Consider the following 18,183-nt stretch of genomic DNA (forward strand, 5'->3'; position numbering starts at 1 on the left):
TGGCAAGGCCACGGTTTTCCCGGCGGTATCAGTCGTGTTGCGAGAGGGAGCTTATGGGGTGTATCCTAATCCAGTGGTGAATGATCAGCAGTTTCGTCTGAGTCTGGATGAGCCCGAGACGGCCCTGGTGAATTTCTACGGGGTAGATGGTCGTTCGATGCCGGTTCAGAAGTTGGGCGTTGAGTCGGGCAATCTGTTGCTGAAAGTAACGGGCAAGCTCTCGAGTGGGGTGTACATTCTGACGGTAGACGAGCGTGGCCAAACCCGCAAGCATCGCTTGGTGGTTGAATAGGATCTAATCCACTCCTGATTTCACAACATTTAATTCCTTGACAGATGAACACAAAGTCTAACCATATATTGCCAAGTTCGCCTAAAAAGGCGTACCAAAGCCCACGCGTGAAGTCGCTGGGTAATGTCCAGAAACTGACACTGAAGACAGGGTCGAACACGGACACATTTGGCGGCCACTTATAAATACTGGCGAAGTCACTTTATGCTAGCGTAGCTTGCCAACAGGCAAGCTACGCTTTTTTATTCCCTGTCCCTTACCAGCGAACTGACTGAAACGTCCACCCCGGTTGCACTTTCTGCATTTCGATTTCATCATCCCGCTTCGTTAAACCACAATCCAGGTAATTTTGATGTAGTTTTGCCAGCGTGACCCGATCTAATTCAACTCCCAGTCCAGGTTCAGAAGGAACCAGTACAGAACCCTCTTCAAACTTGAAGCGGCCAGCTGTGATGACTTCATCAGACTGCCAGGGGTAGTGGGTATCCAATGCATAAGGTACTTCCGGAAGAGCCGCTCCCAGATGCACCATAGCCGCTAGCGAAATACCCAAGTGACTGTTGGAGTGCATCGACAATCCTCGTTTGAAAGTAGCGCAGATACCTGCCAGCGTTATGGATGAACGTAGCCCCCCCCAAAAATGATGATCACTCAGAATAATATCCTCCGAGCCAAGGGCAATACTACCAGGAATATCGTCAAATGACGTGGTACACATATTAGTAGCCAGGGGCGTCTTCACAGCCTGCCGTACCTTTGCCATGTTTTCCTGTCCTCGGACAGGGTCCTCCAGATATTCGAGGATAGACTCCATCTTTTTGCCATACTTTATAGCTGTTTCAACCGTCCACAGCGCATTAGGATCAACACGAAGTGGTACATCAGGGCCGAATGCGTCATATAAAGCAACCATTGCGTCAACTTCCTGCTGTGGTTCGAACACTCCGCCCTTCAACTTAATTGACTGAAAGCCAAACTCGGCGCACATTGCCTTCGCCTGTGCTACAATGCCTACGGGATCTAAAGCCGCGGCCTGGCGGGCAGCAGCCCAACCCACTGCATTTGGGTCAGAATTGAAGCCTAGCTCCCCTCCTGCCCCTTCATATTTATAGAATAGATAAGCCGCAAAAGGTACACGATCACGCAGTTTACCACCCAGTAAATCGACAACTGGGCGATTAGTCACTTTACCGATAATGTCCATACAGGCCACTTCAATAGCGCTGAAAATGTGAACGAGCTTTCGCTGATCCCAGGGAGCCTCCCCCCGTTGCGAGGCTGTTTCTGTCCCAAATCGGTTGACGAGTACTTGCCTAATTTCATTGAGTTGAAAGACGTCCTTTCCAATAAGCAACTCTCTGGAATCATGGAGGGCAGCATCGATAGCGCTGTTACCAGGAATTTCGCTAATACCTGAAATGCCATCGTCAGTAACTAACTCGACAATGGTGCGAAGTGCATAAGGCGCGTGCAAACCAGCCGCATTTAACAGGGGTGGATCGACAATGGCAATGGGCGTAATACTGATTTCTTTAATTCGAGGACCCGGTTTGTTGCGCATAGAGTATAGTATATCAACTTAATTTAGATCATGTTACAACCTGTTCTGCCTTATACTAATGGAAACAATTGAGCAGCAACCAGTATGATAACCAGACCGGTTAAGCCCATGACCACAAGCAATGGTGAAATGGTTTTTAACGCTTCCTGCTCAGTTAAGTTGCTCAACTTGCAAATAATCCAAAAACCTGCGTCATTCATCCAGGGAACCAATTTTGAACCACAGCCAATTGCCAATCCCAGATATAAGGGATGAAACGCCAGATTAGCATTTCCCGCCATTCCTGATAGAATTCCCGAAGCCGTAATCAAGGCTACCGTAGCAGATCCCTGGGCCGTACGAACAACAGAGGCAATGAGAAACGCCAGTGGAATTAACGCCATCTGATAATCTTTGGTCATGTCGGCAATTTTCGCGCTAATGCCCGTCTGTTGCAGCATACCACCAAACGCTCCGCCTGCTGCGGTTATTAATATAATACCTCCTCCGCTCATGAGAGCTGCCTGCACAAAAGGCGTTAGCCCTTCTTTGCTGCCTCGTTTTTGCCAGGTTAGTATCAATAAGGCGACAATACCTCCCATAATTATAGCGATGTTCTTATCACCAAAGAATTTGATCAAGCTCAGTAGTTTCACTAAAAAAGGTGACTGACTGAGAGGTACGCCCGGCGTCGCCAGGGCATTGAGAGCAGTATCAGCGCAAATAAACACAAGCGGTAGTAACACTGGCAGTAATGACACCCCTAGCGAAGGCAGGTGCCGGTCTTCTTTAGCCGCGACCAATTTGAGATCTTCCAGTCGGGCATCCAGCGAGTCCCTCAACGGTATAGGCCATTTACGGTTAGCCCAAAGGGCAAAAAAATAGCCTGCCGTAATTGTAAAAAGGCCTACGATGGTTCCTCCAATCATCATCATCCCAATTGGAATCTTCATTTCGCCGACCAGAAATAAGGGCCCTGGCGCAGGAGGAACCAGTGAGTTGGCCATAGCAGCGCCGGCCATAATGCAAAGTACCAGTAACAGATAATTTTTACCGATTCGCAGCGTCATGGCTTTGGCCAGGGGCATCATCAGAAAAATAACTGTATCAAAAAACACGGGTATCCCCAGAAAAAAGCTACTAACCAAAAAGGCAATAGGTGCCTTCTCAATACCAGTTAGCCGCAGCATAGATCGGATAATTCGTTCAGCGGCTCCACTCTCGAGCATGCTTTTCCCAATAATGGCAGCCATAGCAATCAGGATGCCTATTTTGCCACAGGTGTTCCCAAATTCGGTGGCAATCCGTTCGCCAATGCCTTTTTTGGCTAATGCTAATGCTGCTGCTGGTGCAGTTCCCTTCGACAAAGCAAATTGTTCGATAGCCGAAGCTGGTGTCAGTAAAGCCACAGCGAATGCACCTAGCAAAAGCGCCAGAAACGGATGTAGTTTCAATCCAATGATTCCCCCCACAACGATTAATACACCTACGGCTAAAATAAAAAGCGGGTCAGTCATTTGAGAGAGGATACGGTTGAGGTTTATAGTTGTGGGTTGGCGTTTTATTGAGTGATTCGGTTGTACCCATGGGTGCAGCCGAATCACTCAATAAAACCATAAACTCATTTATATGCGGCTCTGAAACCAGACAGCTTCTGCGCCAGATTGCGAGCGCCATCGGCAACAAAGGTGGCGTCGGCTCCGCAGGCAATTAGACGAATTCCCAGGTCGTGATAGGTTTGGTAATCATTGGGGTTAAAAAACAGAATGCCCGTTGATTTACCAGCTTTCTGTGCTGCGTTGACTGTTTCTTGCAGTGCTTCCTTAAACCGAGGATGATCGAACTGCCCAAATATGCCTAACTCCATCGACAGATCGGCTGGGCCGATGAACAGCACATCAACGCCATCAATAGCTGCCACGGCATCCAGATGATTTAGCACCTCCACGGTTTCAATTTGTACTACGCCCAAAATGGTCTCTCTGGCTTCTTCATAGTACTGGGTAAAATTCTGGGCAAAACCAGTAGCACGAACCATCTTAGCGACTCCACGATTGCCGTAAGGGGGATAATGCAAGCCGTTGACTACTTTTTGAGCCTCTTCTGGGTTGCTGATTTTAGGACACATAACTCCTTCAGCACCCATATCCAACACGCGATGAATACGCTGGCCTTCAGCACTTTCTACCCGCACAATGGCACCTGCTCCTGTATGCTCAAGTGCCTGTAACTGACCTAGTACATCACTTTCAGAACCAGCTCCGTGTTCAAGATCGATCAATACCCAGTCGAATCCAGCCTGACCAACAATTTCAGCAGTTAGTGAACTGCCCAGATTTAACCAACACCCGTTGAGTGTCTCGCCCTGCTTAAGTCGTTGCTTCAGGTTTTTCATGTACGATAAAGGAGAGAATAGGGTGGCTTTACTTCTTAGCGTACCAGATTTGGGATGAGACCGCCCGGATAAGTCAATTTGGCTCAAATTCACCTTACTTACCAATCAAGCGTACTATGAATAACCTGAAAAGAGAACTCAACTCTGTAACTCGGCGGGACTTTATAACCTATGCCGGCTCGTCGATGGTAGCTTTGGGAACGGCAGGATTTACCCCTGGTTCGAGCGAGTCCATCAACCAGAAGCAGTCATTTGCCAAAATCCGGATCAGGAATGTCAACGCTAATTTTGAGCGAGAGCCACTGAATCCATATCGGTTTAAAGGAAGTGCAATTACTGATAGTTGGCAAGCCATTGCCTGGCTTGAATCTGAATCAGGTATTCATAAAATAGGACTGGGAACTCAAGGCGTTCTCTGGTCAGATTCAACCGTCTTCGCGGCCCATTCTGAAAGTGCGGGAAATGCCCTTATGTATGCCATGAGTGAATATGCGCTCCAATTGCTAAAAGGAACTTCCTTCACGAATCCGGTCGAATTAGTTGATACGCTCCTGCCCGAGGTACTGGCTTACGGAAAAAAAATAACGGGCAACCCAGACCTCCGAAAAACCTTTGCCCTGAATTCTCTCGTGTGTGTCGATAACGCAGCCTGGCTCTTATACGCCCAGGAGAACAACATGGCTAACTTCGACCAGATGATTCCCGGTGCTTATAAACCGGGCTTGTCATACCATCATAATCAGGTGGCCTGTATTCCATCGTTTAGCGTGGGAACAACAGCGGAAACGATTAAGAAAGCTGCCGACGAAGGGTATTTTATCCTGAAATTGAAAACCGGTTCGGCAGGTACGCAACAGGAAATGATTGAGAAAGACATCGCTTTTCTATCGGCTGTTCATAAAGCAATTGGGCATTACGAAACCCCTTATACGAAGAGTGGCAAAATACCTTATTACTTCGACGCCAACGGCCGGTATGAAAAGAAAGAAACATTACTTCGTTTTCTGGATCATGCCCGAAAGATTGGCGCTTTCGACCAGATTGCCGTGATCGAAGAGCCTTTTGCCGAAAATAACGAGGTTTTTGTAGGCGACATGGGTGTCCGCGTTGCGGCTGATGAAAGTGCGCATACGGTGGAGGATGCAGCTCGGCGAATTGAGCAGGGATATTCAGCTATTGCCGTGAAGGCCATCGCCAAAACCTTAAGCATGACGATGAAAATTACTCAATTGGCCTTCGAAAAAAAGATCCCCTGCTTCTGCGCCGACCTGACTGTCAATCCTATTCTGGTCGACTGGAACAAATGTGTTGCCGCTCGTCTACCTTCCTTTCCAGGTATGACCGTGGGTTTACAGGAAACTAACGGGCGTCAATATTTTAAGAACTGGGATACACTCATGAGTTACCACCCCAAAGCAGGTGCCTCCTGGACCCAACCCCAGAAAGGCGTGTACCTCACCGATCAATCCTTTTATGAGCAAAGTGGCGGCATTTTTGCACCATCAACGCATTATGAAAAGCTCTTCAGTTAATCATCTCCCTTTAGTTTTGATGATTTTCTGCAAACACTTCCCCCATTTTATTGGTAGTTACTGTATATGCCTCTCTTCGTCATCGTCCGACACGGACAATCTCAGTGGAATTTAGAAAATCGCTTTACGGGTACTACTGACACGCCCCTTACCGACCTTGGGCGACATGAGGCTCGTGAAGCAGGTGCGCTATTAAAGGCTCATCAGCCTCCAAACTTCGGGATCGGTTTTACATCCGTATTGCAGCGCGCTATTGAAACAATGGCAATTATCCTGGACGAGATTGGTCAGACCAATCTGCCTATTGAACGTAGTGAAGCCTTAAATGAGCGCATGTATGGCGACTTACAGGGCATGAATAAGCTCGAAGCCGAAGCACAATTCGGAGCTGAGCAGGTGTTTCGGTGGCGACGTGGTTATGAAGACCAGCCTCCCAATGGGGAGCGATTATCGGATACGCATGCACGAGTAGTCCCGTATTTTAAAACAACGATTTTACCACATCTCCAGGCCGGACAAGCGGTACTTGTGGTTGCTCATGGAAACAGTCTGCGAGCGTTACTTATGGAGTTAGAGCACATCAGCCCCGCCGACATTGAAAAGATTGAACTGGCCACAGGCATTCCCCGTCAGTACGAATACGACCAAACAACGGGCGAGTTTCACTTGCTACCGAAGTAATAAAGAATGGCCCGCCAATGAACTAGACGGGTCACCAATCATTTTACAGCAATAACTTCTACTTCAATCAGCACATCATCGCGAACGGTTTGTGTGACGTTTTTCATTTCAACGATTTTTGGTGCTGTTGTAAAGTAAGACGCCTGAACAGATGTCAATAGTTGGGTAGCATTCTCACCCACCAGTGTGGTTCCTGTTCCATCTTTAACCGCATATTTTATCTGCGTTACATCCTTTAGACTCATACTCACTGTAGCCAGCGAAGTCTTTATATTTTCAAGTATCTGCTTGGTCTGGGCACTCAGATCACCAGGGCCTACCAAATCACCGTTGGCATTAAATGGGCGCTCCCCACATACATACACGGTCTGGCCTGGAATGCCTGTATCCACTTTGTATAGATAACCACTTGGTACTTTGGCCGGAGCCGGTGGCTGAGCCTGACTACACGACGCCAGAGCAAGCCAGAACAGAAAATTACGAAGGTATTTCATTAGTTTATTGGATAAAGTCGTCTAGTAACGTGCTATAAAATCGCTCATTCAGGTATGGGATAATCAGTATGGACAAGCCCATTAATACGCCGGCTAGCCAGCCGTTCGCAGGTAGTTGCTGGCCTGATCGTCCTCACCATTCGTGTAACCGTTCCCCGGTATTGAATCGGCATCAGTCTGGTCGATAGTCATAATCTGAGCCTGATTCGTGAAGACTCCATTGCTAGTTGCCTGAACGACGAATGTCAGACTAACCGATTGACCGACTGGTATCTGACTAATCGTACCCTTAACAACCGATCCATTTACCGTCATTCCAGATGACGAACTCACGAACTGCAAACCCGACGGCAATAAATTGTTTAGCACTACATTGGTAGCTGCCAAACCTCCCTGATTCGTCACGATGAGTGTAATACTAACGGGTTGTCCTACTTTTATTGACTGGCTGCTGGCTTGCATTAGTAAGCTTAAATCAACTTTCGTGGGGTCAGGTGTTGGCTGACTCGACTGAACCGATGGCAACGGCCCCTGCTTCGGGTTAGGAGATACGTATATCGTAGATGACGATTCAGTGGTTCGTAAATCGATCTGGGCTTCATCTTTCTCCCCATTGGCTGTTCCGTTGTTCAGAGTCACGCCCATTATTGGGTTGGTAGAGTCTATTATTTCGGCAGCGGCAATATAGGTGCCCGGCGCAGTCAGACGGGCAACATACCGCCGACCCGTTGTTAAACCTGCGGTTATATTACTAATCGTACCACCGACTACATTACTGGATGCACTTAGATTATCTGTAGATGAAACAAACGATAAGTTAGGTGGAAGGCGGGTTTGAATAGATACGCTCCCCGCATCACAAACTCCTCTATTTTGCACGATGAACCATAAACTGAGTGTATCGTTAAGTGCTACTGTCCGTCGGGAAGTCTGTATCGCCAGGTCAAGGTCTGCCGAGGCAAGGCTGATCGTTTGAGAAGCAGCATTGGACAAACAGCCATAAACCGCATTCCGAGCCTGCACACTGTACACGCCGGGTGTACTGGCGACAACAGAAGGTGAGGTGGCACTCGTACTCCATCGATTCGGACCCGTATACGATGATGTTAGTTTTAGTCCAGTACTTCGACAGATCGTGAGCGTTCCATTATCGGACGTTATGGTTGGAGTCGTTGGCTGAACGTTGGCTGGCACAACGACCGCTGGTGGGAAGTACACTTTGTTTTGACCATTCAGTAATCGCGCCGTGTAGATGCCGTCACCAACAGTCAAACTATTGCTGGTGCTCCCCGTACTCCAGGTATATTGATAACCGTCTGGTTGGGTAAGTTTAAGCTGATTTGAAGTCGCACAGGCTATGGTGGCTACTGGCTGAGATTCTGCGCTATAGGGCGAAATTGTTGACAGATACGAGTCTGTAATGGCATTAGCCCAGGAATCACCCGCTTTATTCTGGCCCGAGGGCGAAAAATGAATCCCGTCGGGTCGGTCGGCCTGTGTATTTATATTATCCAGATCTGGTCCCTGAAAAGCGAAGTAACCCGGTGTATTGATGACCTGAAACTGGGCTGCCCGAACATTGTCGAAGCGGGCTCCAACGAAAGACGATAAAGCGACAATGCAGGCCAGGTTAGGCTTATTAAATTCAGCTCGTACCTTATCAATAACTTTGTAATAATACTTCGATGTAGAATCCGTTGGATTATCCCGATCATTTTCACCATGTTGTACCAATACGGCCCGCAATCCGGTGGTGGGTACGTAAAGATTCATCAGGTTACGCAGGTTAGCGTAAGGCATTCGCAGGTCATAGCGTACAAAGGAATGCTGAAAAGGTATATTGTAGGCTGCCCAATAGGTTTGTTGCATCGTCGTTCCGCCAAACCCAGCATTATAAAGCATTATCGGGACATTGATTCGTTGAACTAGTACATCGCCCATATGTCCCCACAGCCAGGGAATACTAGCAAAAGGAGAAAAACCACTGTTAATAAGCAACTGACTGAAGGCCAGCCCTGGCAGGTATCGGGTATCTGCCGTAGTCAGATATTGCTGAAAATTGCTACCGTTTTGATCGAGCGAAACGACAGTTACTCGATCATCATTGGCCCCATTAATAGAGGGACATTGGTTTACCCCATTTACGGTACAGCCCGATCCCTGCGCATTGGAATGCCCCATAATGGCAAACACCTCTCCTACCCCAAAACGATCTAATGAATCATTGACCACGATTGCTCCGCCACTACGGCCTCGTACCAGCAACTTATACCATCCTCCCTTTACGGGCAATGTACCCATAAACTGGCCATTGGTAGGATTTGTCTGCAAGGTAGTCCAGTCGGTGGTAGTACCCTGACCAGCTGAGCGAGCTACTGCACGAACCTCCACCGCATCCAGGGTTTGGCTATAGCTGCCGGCGATCTGCACAGTTGCCTGGTTGTTGTTGTCTCGCTGAAAAACCAATCGGCTGACGGGAAATGTAATTTTGATTTGAGCCTCTGCCTGACCTAACCCCAATAGCAAAGAGAAAAGCGTTACAAACACCACCACATTCGATTTCACATTCATCTTGTACACGCGTTTATCATTTACTAAAATTCAAGTTTACCGACACAATCCAAAGTATATTTATTTGAACAATTTTTCATTTATCAAGATAAAGACATGACTAGTTTACACTTATTCAGGGTTGTGAATAAGTATAATTAGCTCAGCAACAGGTGTGGGAGTAGCCAACTAGTAATTAATGGCCTTTCAAAAATAGAAGTAAACTACCGTTTACACAATTTTTATTTTACATATTTTCAATTACATACACTTAATTTCCACAAAAAGCAGAAAAAGTTCACATCAAAGAAAGGGATTGGAGGTAAAGCCAATACTGTTCTTAAGAAATGTAGGTAGCCTCTTAGCAGGCGAATTTTGCTTTTTTCGATACTTACAACAAAGCATCCTTGTTCTGACTCGTCCAATCGTTATACCGTTTTCGAAGTCAATTTTTGAATTTGTTTCGACGGCAGAATTCCAGTTAAATTTACCCCCGAAACCTCCCCTATAACCAACGTTTCTCTTCACCGTAGTTTAGCCATCAATTCGCTGACGATCGACCGGAGAAACAACGAATCAATTGACACCGACCCCATGAAAAAAACACTGTATTTGCTTTTTTTGGTAGTACTATCTATTAACGTATATGCTCAACCGGTAGCTACATTATCCGATCTGGTTGCGATGGTGAATCCCTTAATTGGAACAGATTCAAAGCCCAGTTTATCGAATGGAAATACCTACCCAGCTATCGCGTTGCCGTGGGGGATGAATTTCTGGATGCCGCAGACGGGTAAAATGGGTGACGGTTGGGCGTATACTTACGCGGCTGACAAGATTCGGGGGTTTAAACAAACGCATCAGCCATCGCCCTGGATGAACGACTACGGCCAGTTTTCGCTAATGCCCATAACCGGGAAACTCCGAATCGATGAAACCGAACGTGCCAGTTGGTACTCGCATAAATCGGAAATAGCAACTCCTTATTACTACAGCGTCTATCTGGCCGATCATGACATTACAACCGAACTGGCTCCTACCGAACGAGCGGCTACGTTTCGGTTTACTTTCCCCAAAACCGATCATTCGTTTGTCGTACTTGATGCCTTTGACAAAGGATCGTACGTAAAAATCATCCCGAAAGAGCGCAAGATTATTGGCTATACAACCCGAAACAATGGCGGTGTACCAGCCAATTTTAAAAACTATTTTGTCATTTATTTCGACAAGCCTTTCGCAACGGCGCAGGTCTGGCACGAGAAAACGATAACGACCGATTCGCTGGAAACTAAATCGGATCACGCTGGGGCCGTTGTCGGATTTAAAACAACCAAAGGTGAGCAGGTTCTTGCCAGAGTAGCCTCGTCATTTATTAGTGTTGAGCAGGCAGAACTGAATCTAAAAGAATTGGGCAACGATCCGCTCGATACGATTAAACAGAAAGCAAAGCTGGCCTGGAATAAAGAGCTCGGACGAATCCGAGTTGAAGGTGGCTCTGTGGCTCAAAAGCAAACGTTTTATTCCTGCCTGTATCGGTCGCTCCTATTCCCCCGGAAGTTTTATGAACTGGATGCTACGAAGAAAGTGGTGCATTACAGTCCTTATAATGGTCAGGTGATGCCCGGCTATCTATTCACAGACACTGGTTTCTGGGATACTTTCCGCTCGTTATTTCCCTTCCTGAACCTAATGTACCCATCGCTGAATGCACAGATTCAGGAAGGTTTAGTCAATGCGTATAAAGAAGGTGGTTGGTTGCCAGAATGGGCGAGTCCGGGTCTGCGCAACACCATGATCGGTTCCAATTCGGCGTCCATTATTGCCGATGCGTACCTGAAAGGGAGCCGTGGTTACGACATCAATACGTTATATGAAGCCATATTGAAAAATTCGGAACAGGAAGGCCCAATGGATGCGGTTGGCCGTCGGGGCGCCAGTTATTACAACACGTTAGGGTATGTGCCTTACGATGTTAAAATCAATGAAAATGCAGCCCGAACGCTGGAATACGCCTATGATGATTTCACAATTTATCAGTTGGCAAAAGCCCTGAAACGCCCTCAGGCCGAGATTGATCGGTTTGCCAAACGGAGTCAGAATTACCGGAACCTGTTCGATAAACAGACAGGTTTAATGCGCGGCAGAAATAAAGATGGATCTTTTCAGTCACCATTTAACCCGTTCAAATGGGGCGACGCTTTTACGGAGGGTAACAGCTGGCACTATACCTGGTCGGTCTTTCACGATGTGCAGGGTTTGATAAATCTGATGGGGGGCCGGCAACAGTTTGTTACGAAACTCGACTCCGTTTTCACCATTCCACCCGTGTACGACGAGACCTATTATGGCAGTGTCATTCACGAAATTCGGGAAATGCAGATTGCCAACATGGGCCAGTATGCGCATGGCAACCAGCCGATTCAGCATATGATTTACCTGTATAATTACGCTGGTGAGCCCTGGAAAGCCCAATACTGGCTCCGAGAAGTCATGAATCGGCTCTATCTGCCAACGGCCGATGGGTATTGTGGCGATGAAGACAATGGGCAGACATCAGCCTGGTATGTATTTACGGCTATGGGATTTTATCCCGTTTGTCCAGCAACAGACCAATATGTTATTGGCGCTCCCTTATTTAAAAAGATAACGGCGAAACTAGAAAACGGCAAAGAGCTGGTGATCAAGGCGCCAACCAACAGCGAACAGCATCGCTATATCAACGCAATGCGGCTGAACGGTAAGCCCTATACGAAAAATTGGCTTAGCCATCAGGCATTAGCGCAGGGAGCCGTTCTCGACTTCGATATGTCGGCGACGCCTAACCGACAACGAGGTATCAAGCCAGATGAATTTCCCTATTCATTTTCAACCGGGAATACGAAGTAAGCGAGTATAGATATCGATAGAATCCACAAAATCAGTTTAACGAAATGCAGCTAAATAAGGGAATTTCATAGCCCATTTCGTGTGTTCTCCAGGCATTATAAATAGTACAGTTCACCATTTTTAACTACTCAAATGAAAACAAGTATTGGCATTTCAGCCGAAAACAGAGAAGTAGTCGCGCATCAGCTGGCGAAGTTATTGGCCGATGAATTTGTGCTCTACACAAAAACCCTTAACGCACACTGGAATCTGGAGGGAATGGACTTTCATTCGGTTCACCTCTACTTTGAGGAATTGTACAATCAGTCGGCGGAGATCGTCGATAGTGTAGCGGAGCGTATCCGTCAGTTGGGTCACTACGCACCCGCTACTCTGAAAAATTTCCTGCAATTAACCCAGCTTACAGAACAGGAGGAAGAAGGCAATGATAGTCGGAGCTTAATCAAAAAACTGTTGAGCGACCACGAAAGCATTATTGAATCGATTCGTGGAAACATTAACGAGTTTGCCGATGCCCATAAGGATGCCGGAACGAGCGATTACATCACCGGGCTAATGGAAAAACATGAAAAAATTGCCTGGATGCTTCGGGCACACATTAAATAAACAGAATTGATACTAGGCCGTTCACGTAAAGAACGGCCTAGCTTATTTAAGATGTCATTGATTCTTTGTGCAATTGCTACCAACGATCAATGACAAGGCATAAACTAACTTTAAGTCAATGAAAGCCATTGTTTTAAGTAATTGGGGTGGCGTCGAGAACTTCGCTATTCAGGAAGTACCCACCCCAACAATTACGCCCGATGAAGTTCTGGTAAAAGTCAGCGCGTTTGGCGTAAATCCGGCCGATTTTAAAACGCGCACCGGCGTAGCTCCCTATGCTCAAAGTTATACGCATCCAATCATTCTGGGCTGGGATATGGCTGGCGAAGTTGTTGAAACGGGCAGCAACGTAACGACGTTTAACGTGGGCGATGCGGTCTATGGCATGGTTAATTTTCCCAAGCCGGGGAATACCTATGCCGAGTATGTTGCCGCTCCAGCTGATAATCTTGCCCATAAGCCAACCCAACTATCATTCGAAGAAGCGGCAGCCACTCCCTTAGCCGTACTGACAGCCTGGCAGGCATTGACCGAACATGGGCATCTTAAAGCGGGTGAGAAATTACTGGTTCAGGCCGCATCGGGCGGAGTTGGCCACCTGGCGGTTCAACTGGCAAAAGCCATTGGTGCTTATGTGATTGGCACTGCTTCGGGCAAAAACGAAGCATTTGTCCGATCGCTGGGTGTCGATGAATTTATTGATTACACAACAACTGATGTCGAAAAAGCAGTGAGTGATGTCGATCTTGTGTTCGATGCAGCTGGTGCCGATACCGTTTTCACTTCGGCAAAGGTTCTCAAACCCAATGGTCATCTGATCTCAATAGCGTATGGCGCTATGGATAAAGTTCTGGCTATCCGACCCGATATCAAGGCAGAACGGACGCAGGTGCATACCAGTGGCCGTGATCTTGAAACGATCAACCAGATCATTGCCGACGGAAAGCTGAAAATTACAGTTAACCAGGTGCTCCCCGCTGACCAAATCGCCGATGCGCATCAACAATTAGAAAGCCGCCGAACAACGGGGAAGATTGTCCTGACGTTTTAGGTTTATCACTCACCAACGCGGCTTCTTCTATAGTCAATCCTGCCATCCATCCGGTTTGTAAGGCGTTTTGCTATCGCTGGGGGCGCAGATTGCCTTAGGTGGGCGAAGCGGAAGAGCAGCAATACAAAACACAGCATTATCGGGTTCAGGTGTAGGTGGTCGACCATTGAGTGCCTGGAACAAACCTGGAAATGTACCCGTAGCATCTTTGCGATCGATCCAGTAGCGTTCTGCAAAAATTGCCGAAGCCGTAAAATACCCGGCTACTTTTTCGCTGGCATTCGCTACGTTATGAACATTTCCGACGAGGGCTGCCGGGGGGGTGTCGGTGATGCCCCCGGTATTTTGTGTCTGTTGCTGAAATAACAGGAAGAATCGGTAGGCATCGGCCGTTAAGGATAGCTGCCGAATCTCAACTAAACAGCCCTCCGGCTGATAAAAAGGAATTTGAGCAACCCGTCGTTTCTCAATAGAGCCACCATTACTAAATTTATCATCGAACACATTGATCTCGTGACTATAAAGGATTTCCCAGCATTGAGTCCGGCAGTTATAATCGTAGACAAAATAGAGGTTCTGGCCGCCATAATTATACTGGGGCATTGATATCTCTGGTGGTGAGTAACAATCTTCATACAGCTGATTATTACCTACATAACAATTCGTACCTACGCCTTTTCCTATAATAGTGTACTGAGCATATTCGCCCTGAACGCAGCTTTTGCACCAATCCTGTTTCTCCCACAACTTCCAATCCCAGCGATAATAGTTATGCTGATCAACAGGATCTTTAAAGTCAATCAACAGGTCATGAGCAGCCGGGTAAATTCCATTTATTTTGGTCGATAAGCTCGTTAAATTGAATTGGGACTTTATGTTGTCAATAGGCGGTACAGCCTGCATAATCTGTTGAGTCGATACATAGCGGGTGCCATCACTGAGCGTAAATCGCAATTGATAGGCATGACCGACCTGTCCCTTAAAATCGCTGGGTAACTGATAAGTGCCATTTATCGTTTCGTGACAGGCAATCACCTGCGCTGAATCAACCACTACCTCAACGAGTGCTTTTGTAATGGGTATGCTACCAAATCGCCCGGTGATCCGGTCAGCTTTGGAACGGTTGAGCAGAATTGCCTGTGGTTCTGCCAGATTGTTGATTGTGCCATCGACCACAATAACATCCACTGTCCCGAAAAGGTAAAGGTCTTCGGGATCAACACAGGCCAATGGAACCACGGCTAGTATGACCAGCAGAGACAACAGGTAAATTTTATAAAAATAGGTAGGCATAAGGAGGTTGTTTCTATTAACTTAATTCCGCCAGCCATCGGGTTTTAAGGGCGTTTTAGTATCACTGGGTACACACAAAGCCGAAGGAGGTCGACTGCCTCCGCCCACTATTGCAAAGCCAATTGAATACTCCACCGATGTTTGCGGCTCTGGCTTAGGCAATCGACGATTCAGGGCAAAAAACAACTCCTTATCCCCCGGTACAATCTTCCCTTCGTCATCAACTCCACCTAGCGGAATTCCAGACGCATCTTTCTTATCGAGCCAGTACCGAATGGACGAAACCGCTCCAGCCGTAAAATAACCAACTACTTTTTCCTGTGCATTGGCCACATTATGCACATTACCAACCAGAGCCGCCGGGGGTGTATCGGCCAAGCCTCCCGTATTCTGAGTTTGTTGTTGAAAGAGTGTAAGAAATCGATACGCATCCGATGTAAGTGATGCCTGCCGGATTTCGATCAAAGCCGGATTGTGGGTATAAAAAGGAACCTGCCCAATATTTCTGCTCAGAATTTGCCCCCCATTCACATACTGATCGTTGAACAGATTGAGGGCATAGCTGTGAATAATTTCCCAGCACTGTGTTCGGCAGGGATAGTCCAGCACGAAATAGGAAGGGCTGCTGAAGGTTCCGGTAGATAGAACGGATGAGGGCACATCAAAGCAATCCTCCAGTAAATCAGGCTCAGCCCGGTATACGAGGGGCGCTGGATAACTGCTCACGAGCGTCAGTTTGTTGGTCATATAATACCCCTGGGTACAGCTTTTACACCAATCCTGCATTTCATACAAGTTCCAGTCCCAACGGTAATAATTACGCTGGGCAACTGGGTCCTGCATATCAATTAGCAAGTCGTAGCCTTTCGTAAATCCACCCAACAGATTAGGTGGCAAACTCGTAAGATTGAACTGAGCCGATACCTTGGCAATGGGAGGCACAGCAGGCATAATCTGCTGAGTCGATACATACGTACCACCATTCTCAAGGGTAAACCGCAGTTGATACGCATGGCCAACCTGGCCTTTAAAATCGCTGGGTAGCTGATAACTCCCATCCACGGTTTCGTGGCAGTTTATCACCTCGGCAGAATCGACAACCACCTGAACGCTGATTTTAGTCAGAGGTAGCACACCAAAACGCCCGGTGAGTGGGTCGGCTCGGGAACGGTTGAGCCGGATGATCTGAGGTTCAGCCAAATTGGTGATGGTACCATCGATCACAATGACATCGACCGTTCCCCGAAGGAGAAGCTCTTCGGGATCAACGCAGGCTACAGCCACAACTGCAAGCAGAAGCACTAGCAACCACGAAAATGGGCGTATCAGTAAAAAAAGTTGACCATAATGAGCCCATTATGAAATAGTTTATTGCAATAGCTGTTGAATCGCTTCACCTACTTTCCCCGACGAAGGCCGATCTGCATTGACGTTGACCAGATTACCAGTCTGATCAATAAGCATGTACCGGGGAATGCTACCGAGTTGATAAGCCTTTCCGAACGACTCGAATTGTTCGCCGGGGGGTTGATTCATGTGCACGCCTTTAAAATCGGGATCGCCTGCCAGCATTTTCTTCCAGGCCTCCTGATTACGATCAATCGATACATATAGAAAGGCAACCTGATTGTTGTCGGCAAAACGAGCCTGCAACTGTTTGGCCTGAGGAAACTCTTCCCGGCAGGGAACACACCAGGTAGCCCAGACATCGACGTAAACAACTTTCCCTTTCAAATCCGTCAGCAACAGGGGTTTCCCTTCGGGGCTTAGGCCAGAAAAATTAGGCGCGGCTTTTCCAGGAGCCAGAGCCAACCAACTGTCGTACTTTTCCTGAATAACCGATGCATACGCCTGATAACCCGGCTCTTTTTTAATGGCTTCAACGAGTGAATCCGTAGCGGACGTAATACCCCATTGCTTCAGCGAATCATATATATTTTTAGCTCGCAGGAACGTCCGAATAGAAGCCGGATAGCTCCTGAGGCTAATTTGCTGATCTGCCAATTGAGGTAATTGATCCTGTATACTCATGCGCTCGTCTTTGGATTTACCTGCAAACAAAGGCGCGTACAAACCCAATTGCTCATACATAGCTAATAGGAACCCATACTCATACGTATTAGCCTCCAGCAGGCTGGAATCAAAAGGCAGCTCGCTAACCACATTTTTCAATGTCGGTGGCACATTTGCAGGAAGCTCATCCGAGCCAAATCGAGACATGCAATAATTCAGCTTGTAGGTCAGCAGTTGCACAGCATTCCTTTGCATCAACAAATGGCGGACTGGTTTGAGTGCGACAGTACCCGCCGAGTACAGCGCCAGTTTATCATAGGCTTTCTGCACAGAATCCAGCCGGTTGACAAATTCATCAGGTTCTAACTGGAGGAGATGTTTGCCACCCTTTGTCTCATAGTTGTGCCAGATCGACGACGTTTGTGCCAGGAACGTAGCAGCCTCAGCCCCTTTACCCGAAAAAATAAAGGGAGACCTTTCCTGATTAACGACGCTTATCCGAAGATTATCACCCGGACTAAGCAGCAATGTTCCTAGCTTCTCCCCTATCTGTATATTGGCAAATTGTACCTTGTTTACTGGAATATCCAGCACAGCATTTCCGCTGGCATCAAGTTTGGCGTTGCCCAACTCAACCGGTTCCAGCGTAAATACATTTGGCGTAGATAGCGTTACGGGTTGGCCGTTTCCATCCTTCATGTGAATGGAGATATGAACCCCATCCGCTAGGAACGGAGTCCGATTGGCCATTAAAAACAGGCTGCTCGTTAGTAAAATCAGCAATACGTTAATGCTCATATTGATATGTTCAAGGATATAGAACGGCATGATTCTCAAAATGGTCGAACAG

The 18,183-nt window shown here is 47.3% G+C and carries 15 protein-coding genes; 7 read left to right on the forward strand and 8 right to left on the reverse strand.

Going from position 1 to position 18,183, the window contains the following annotated elements:
* A partial coding sequence (locus GO755_RS37170) for a T9SS type A sorting domain-containing protein (RefSeq protein ID WP_157590510.1) occupies positions 1–292 on the forward strand: 292 nt, incomplete at its 5' end.
* A 44-nt stretch (positions 293–336) separates the two neighbouring features.
* Positions 337–477: a hypothetical protein gene (locus GO755_RS41105; protein WP_198175048.1), complete on the forward strand. Its 141-nt coding sequence runs from the start codon at positions 337–339 to the stop codon at positions 475–477.
* Positions 478–548: 71 nt separating this feature from the next.
* Here GO755_RS41105 and GO755_RS37175 read toward each other — a convergent pair whose 3' ends face one another.
* The 3 genes from GO755_RS37175 to GO755_RS37185 all read right to left on the reverse strand — a co-directional run bounded on the left by GO755_RS37175 (position 549) and on the right by GO755_RS37185 (position 4,227).
* Entirely contained in the window at positions 549–1,853 is a 1,305-nt protein-coding gene (locus tag GO755_RS37175) for an enolase C-terminal domain-like protein (RefSeq protein ID WP_157590511.1), read from the reverse strand.
* Between the two features lie 50 nt (positions 1,854–1,903).
* Entirely contained in the window at positions 1,904–3,349 is a 1,446-nt protein-coding gene (locus GO755_RS37180) for a GntP family permease (RefSeq protein ID WP_157590512.1), read from the reverse strand.
* A 104-nt stretch (positions 3,350–3,453) separates the two neighbouring features.
* Complete coding sequence (locus GO755_RS37185) at positions 3,454–4,227, reverse strand: HpcH/HpaI aldolase family protein (RefSeq protein ID WP_157590513.1); 774 nt, start codon at positions 4,225–4,227, stop codon at positions 3,454–3,456.
* A 116-nt stretch (positions 4,228–4,343) separates the two neighbouring features.
* Here GO755_RS37185 and GO755_RS37190 point away from each other — a divergent pair, with 116 nt between their 5' ends.
* Positions 4,344–5,759, forward strand: a complete 1,416-nt coding sequence (locus GO755_RS37190) for an enolase C-terminal domain-like protein (RefSeq protein WP_157590514.1) — start codon at positions 4,344–4,346, stop codon at positions 5,757–5,759.
* 66 nt (positions 5,760–5,825) lie between these two features.
* On the forward strand, positions 5,826–6,440 hold the full coding sequence (locus GO755_RS37195; RefSeq protein ID WP_157590515.1) for a 2,3-bisphosphoglycerate-dependent phosphoglycerate mutase: 615 nt from the start codon (positions 5,826–5,828) through the stop codon (positions 6,438–6,440).
* A gap of 38 nt (positions 6,441–6,478) precedes the next feature.
* On the opposite strand, the gene GO755_RS37200 is transcribed toward GO755_RS37195, so the two are convergent.
* The gene (locus tag GO755_RS37200; protein ID WP_157590516.1) at positions 6,479–6,934 is read right to left on the reverse strand and encodes a RidA family protein; all 456 of its coding nucleotides are present in this window, start codon (positions 6,932–6,934) and stop codon (positions 6,479–6,481) included.
* A 93-nt stretch (positions 6,935–7,027) separates the two neighbouring features.
* The gene (locus GO755_RS37205) at positions 7,028–9,505 is read right to left on the reverse strand and encodes a sialate O-acetylesterase (RefSeq protein ID WP_157590517.1); all 2,478 of its coding nucleotides are present in this window, start codon (positions 9,503–9,505) and stop codon (positions 7,028–7,030) included.
* Positions 9,506–10,078: 573 nt separating this feature from the next.
* Between GO755_RS37205 and GO755_RS37210 the strand changes: the two genes are divergently transcribed.
* The 3 genes from GO755_RS37210 (at position 10,079) to GO755_RS37220 (ending at position 14,027) form a co-directional block, all read left to right on the forward strand.
* Positions 10,079–12,370, forward strand: a complete 2,292-nt coding sequence (locus tag GO755_RS37210; RefSeq protein WP_157590518.1) for a GH92 family glycosyl hydrolase — start codon at positions 10,079–10,081, stop codon at positions 12,368–12,370.
* A gap of 132 nt (positions 12,371–12,502) precedes the next feature.
* Entirely contained in the window at positions 12,503–12,976 is a 474-nt protein-coding gene (locus GO755_RS37215; protein WP_157590519.1) for a Dps family protein, read from the forward strand.
* 118 nt (positions 12,977–13,094) lie between these two features.
* Complete coding sequence (locus tag GO755_RS37220) at positions 13,095–14,027, forward strand: NADP-dependent oxidoreductase (protein WP_157590520.1); 933 nt, start codon at positions 13,095–13,097, stop codon at positions 14,025–14,027.
* Between the two features lie 33 nt (positions 14,028–14,060).
* Here the strand turns inward: GO755_RS37220 and GO755_RS37225 are convergent, their stop codons facing one another.
* The 3 genes from GO755_RS37225 to GO755_RS37235 all read right to left on the reverse strand — a co-directional run bounded on the left by GO755_RS37225 (position 14,061) and on the right by GO755_RS37235 (position 18,161).
* Positions 14,061–15,320, reverse strand: a complete 1,260-nt coding sequence (locus GO755_RS37225; protein ID WP_157590521.1) for a DUF4249 domain-containing protein — start codon at positions 15,318–15,320, stop codon at positions 14,061–14,063.
* A gap of 21 nt (positions 15,321–15,341) precedes the next feature.
* Positions 15,342–16,622, reverse strand: coding sequence for a DUF4249 domain-containing protein (locus GO755_RS37230; protein WP_317166035.1), 1,281 nt, complete (start codon positions 16,620–16,622; stop codon positions 15,342–15,344).
* A gap of 66 nt (positions 16,623–16,688) precedes the next feature.
* A complete protein-coding gene (locus tag GO755_RS37235) occupies positions 16,689–18,161 on the reverse strand; it encodes a TlpA family protein disulfide reductase (protein WP_157590523.1) in 1,473 nt (490 codons plus the stop codon).
* Positions 18,162–18,183: the final 22 nt, after the last annotated feature.

Origin of the sequence: Spirosoma arboris (assembly GCF_009754945.1) — a bacterium.
Taxonomy (GTDB): Bacteria; Bacteroidota; Bacteroidia; order Cytophagales; family Spirosomataceae; genus Spirosoma; species Spirosoma arboris.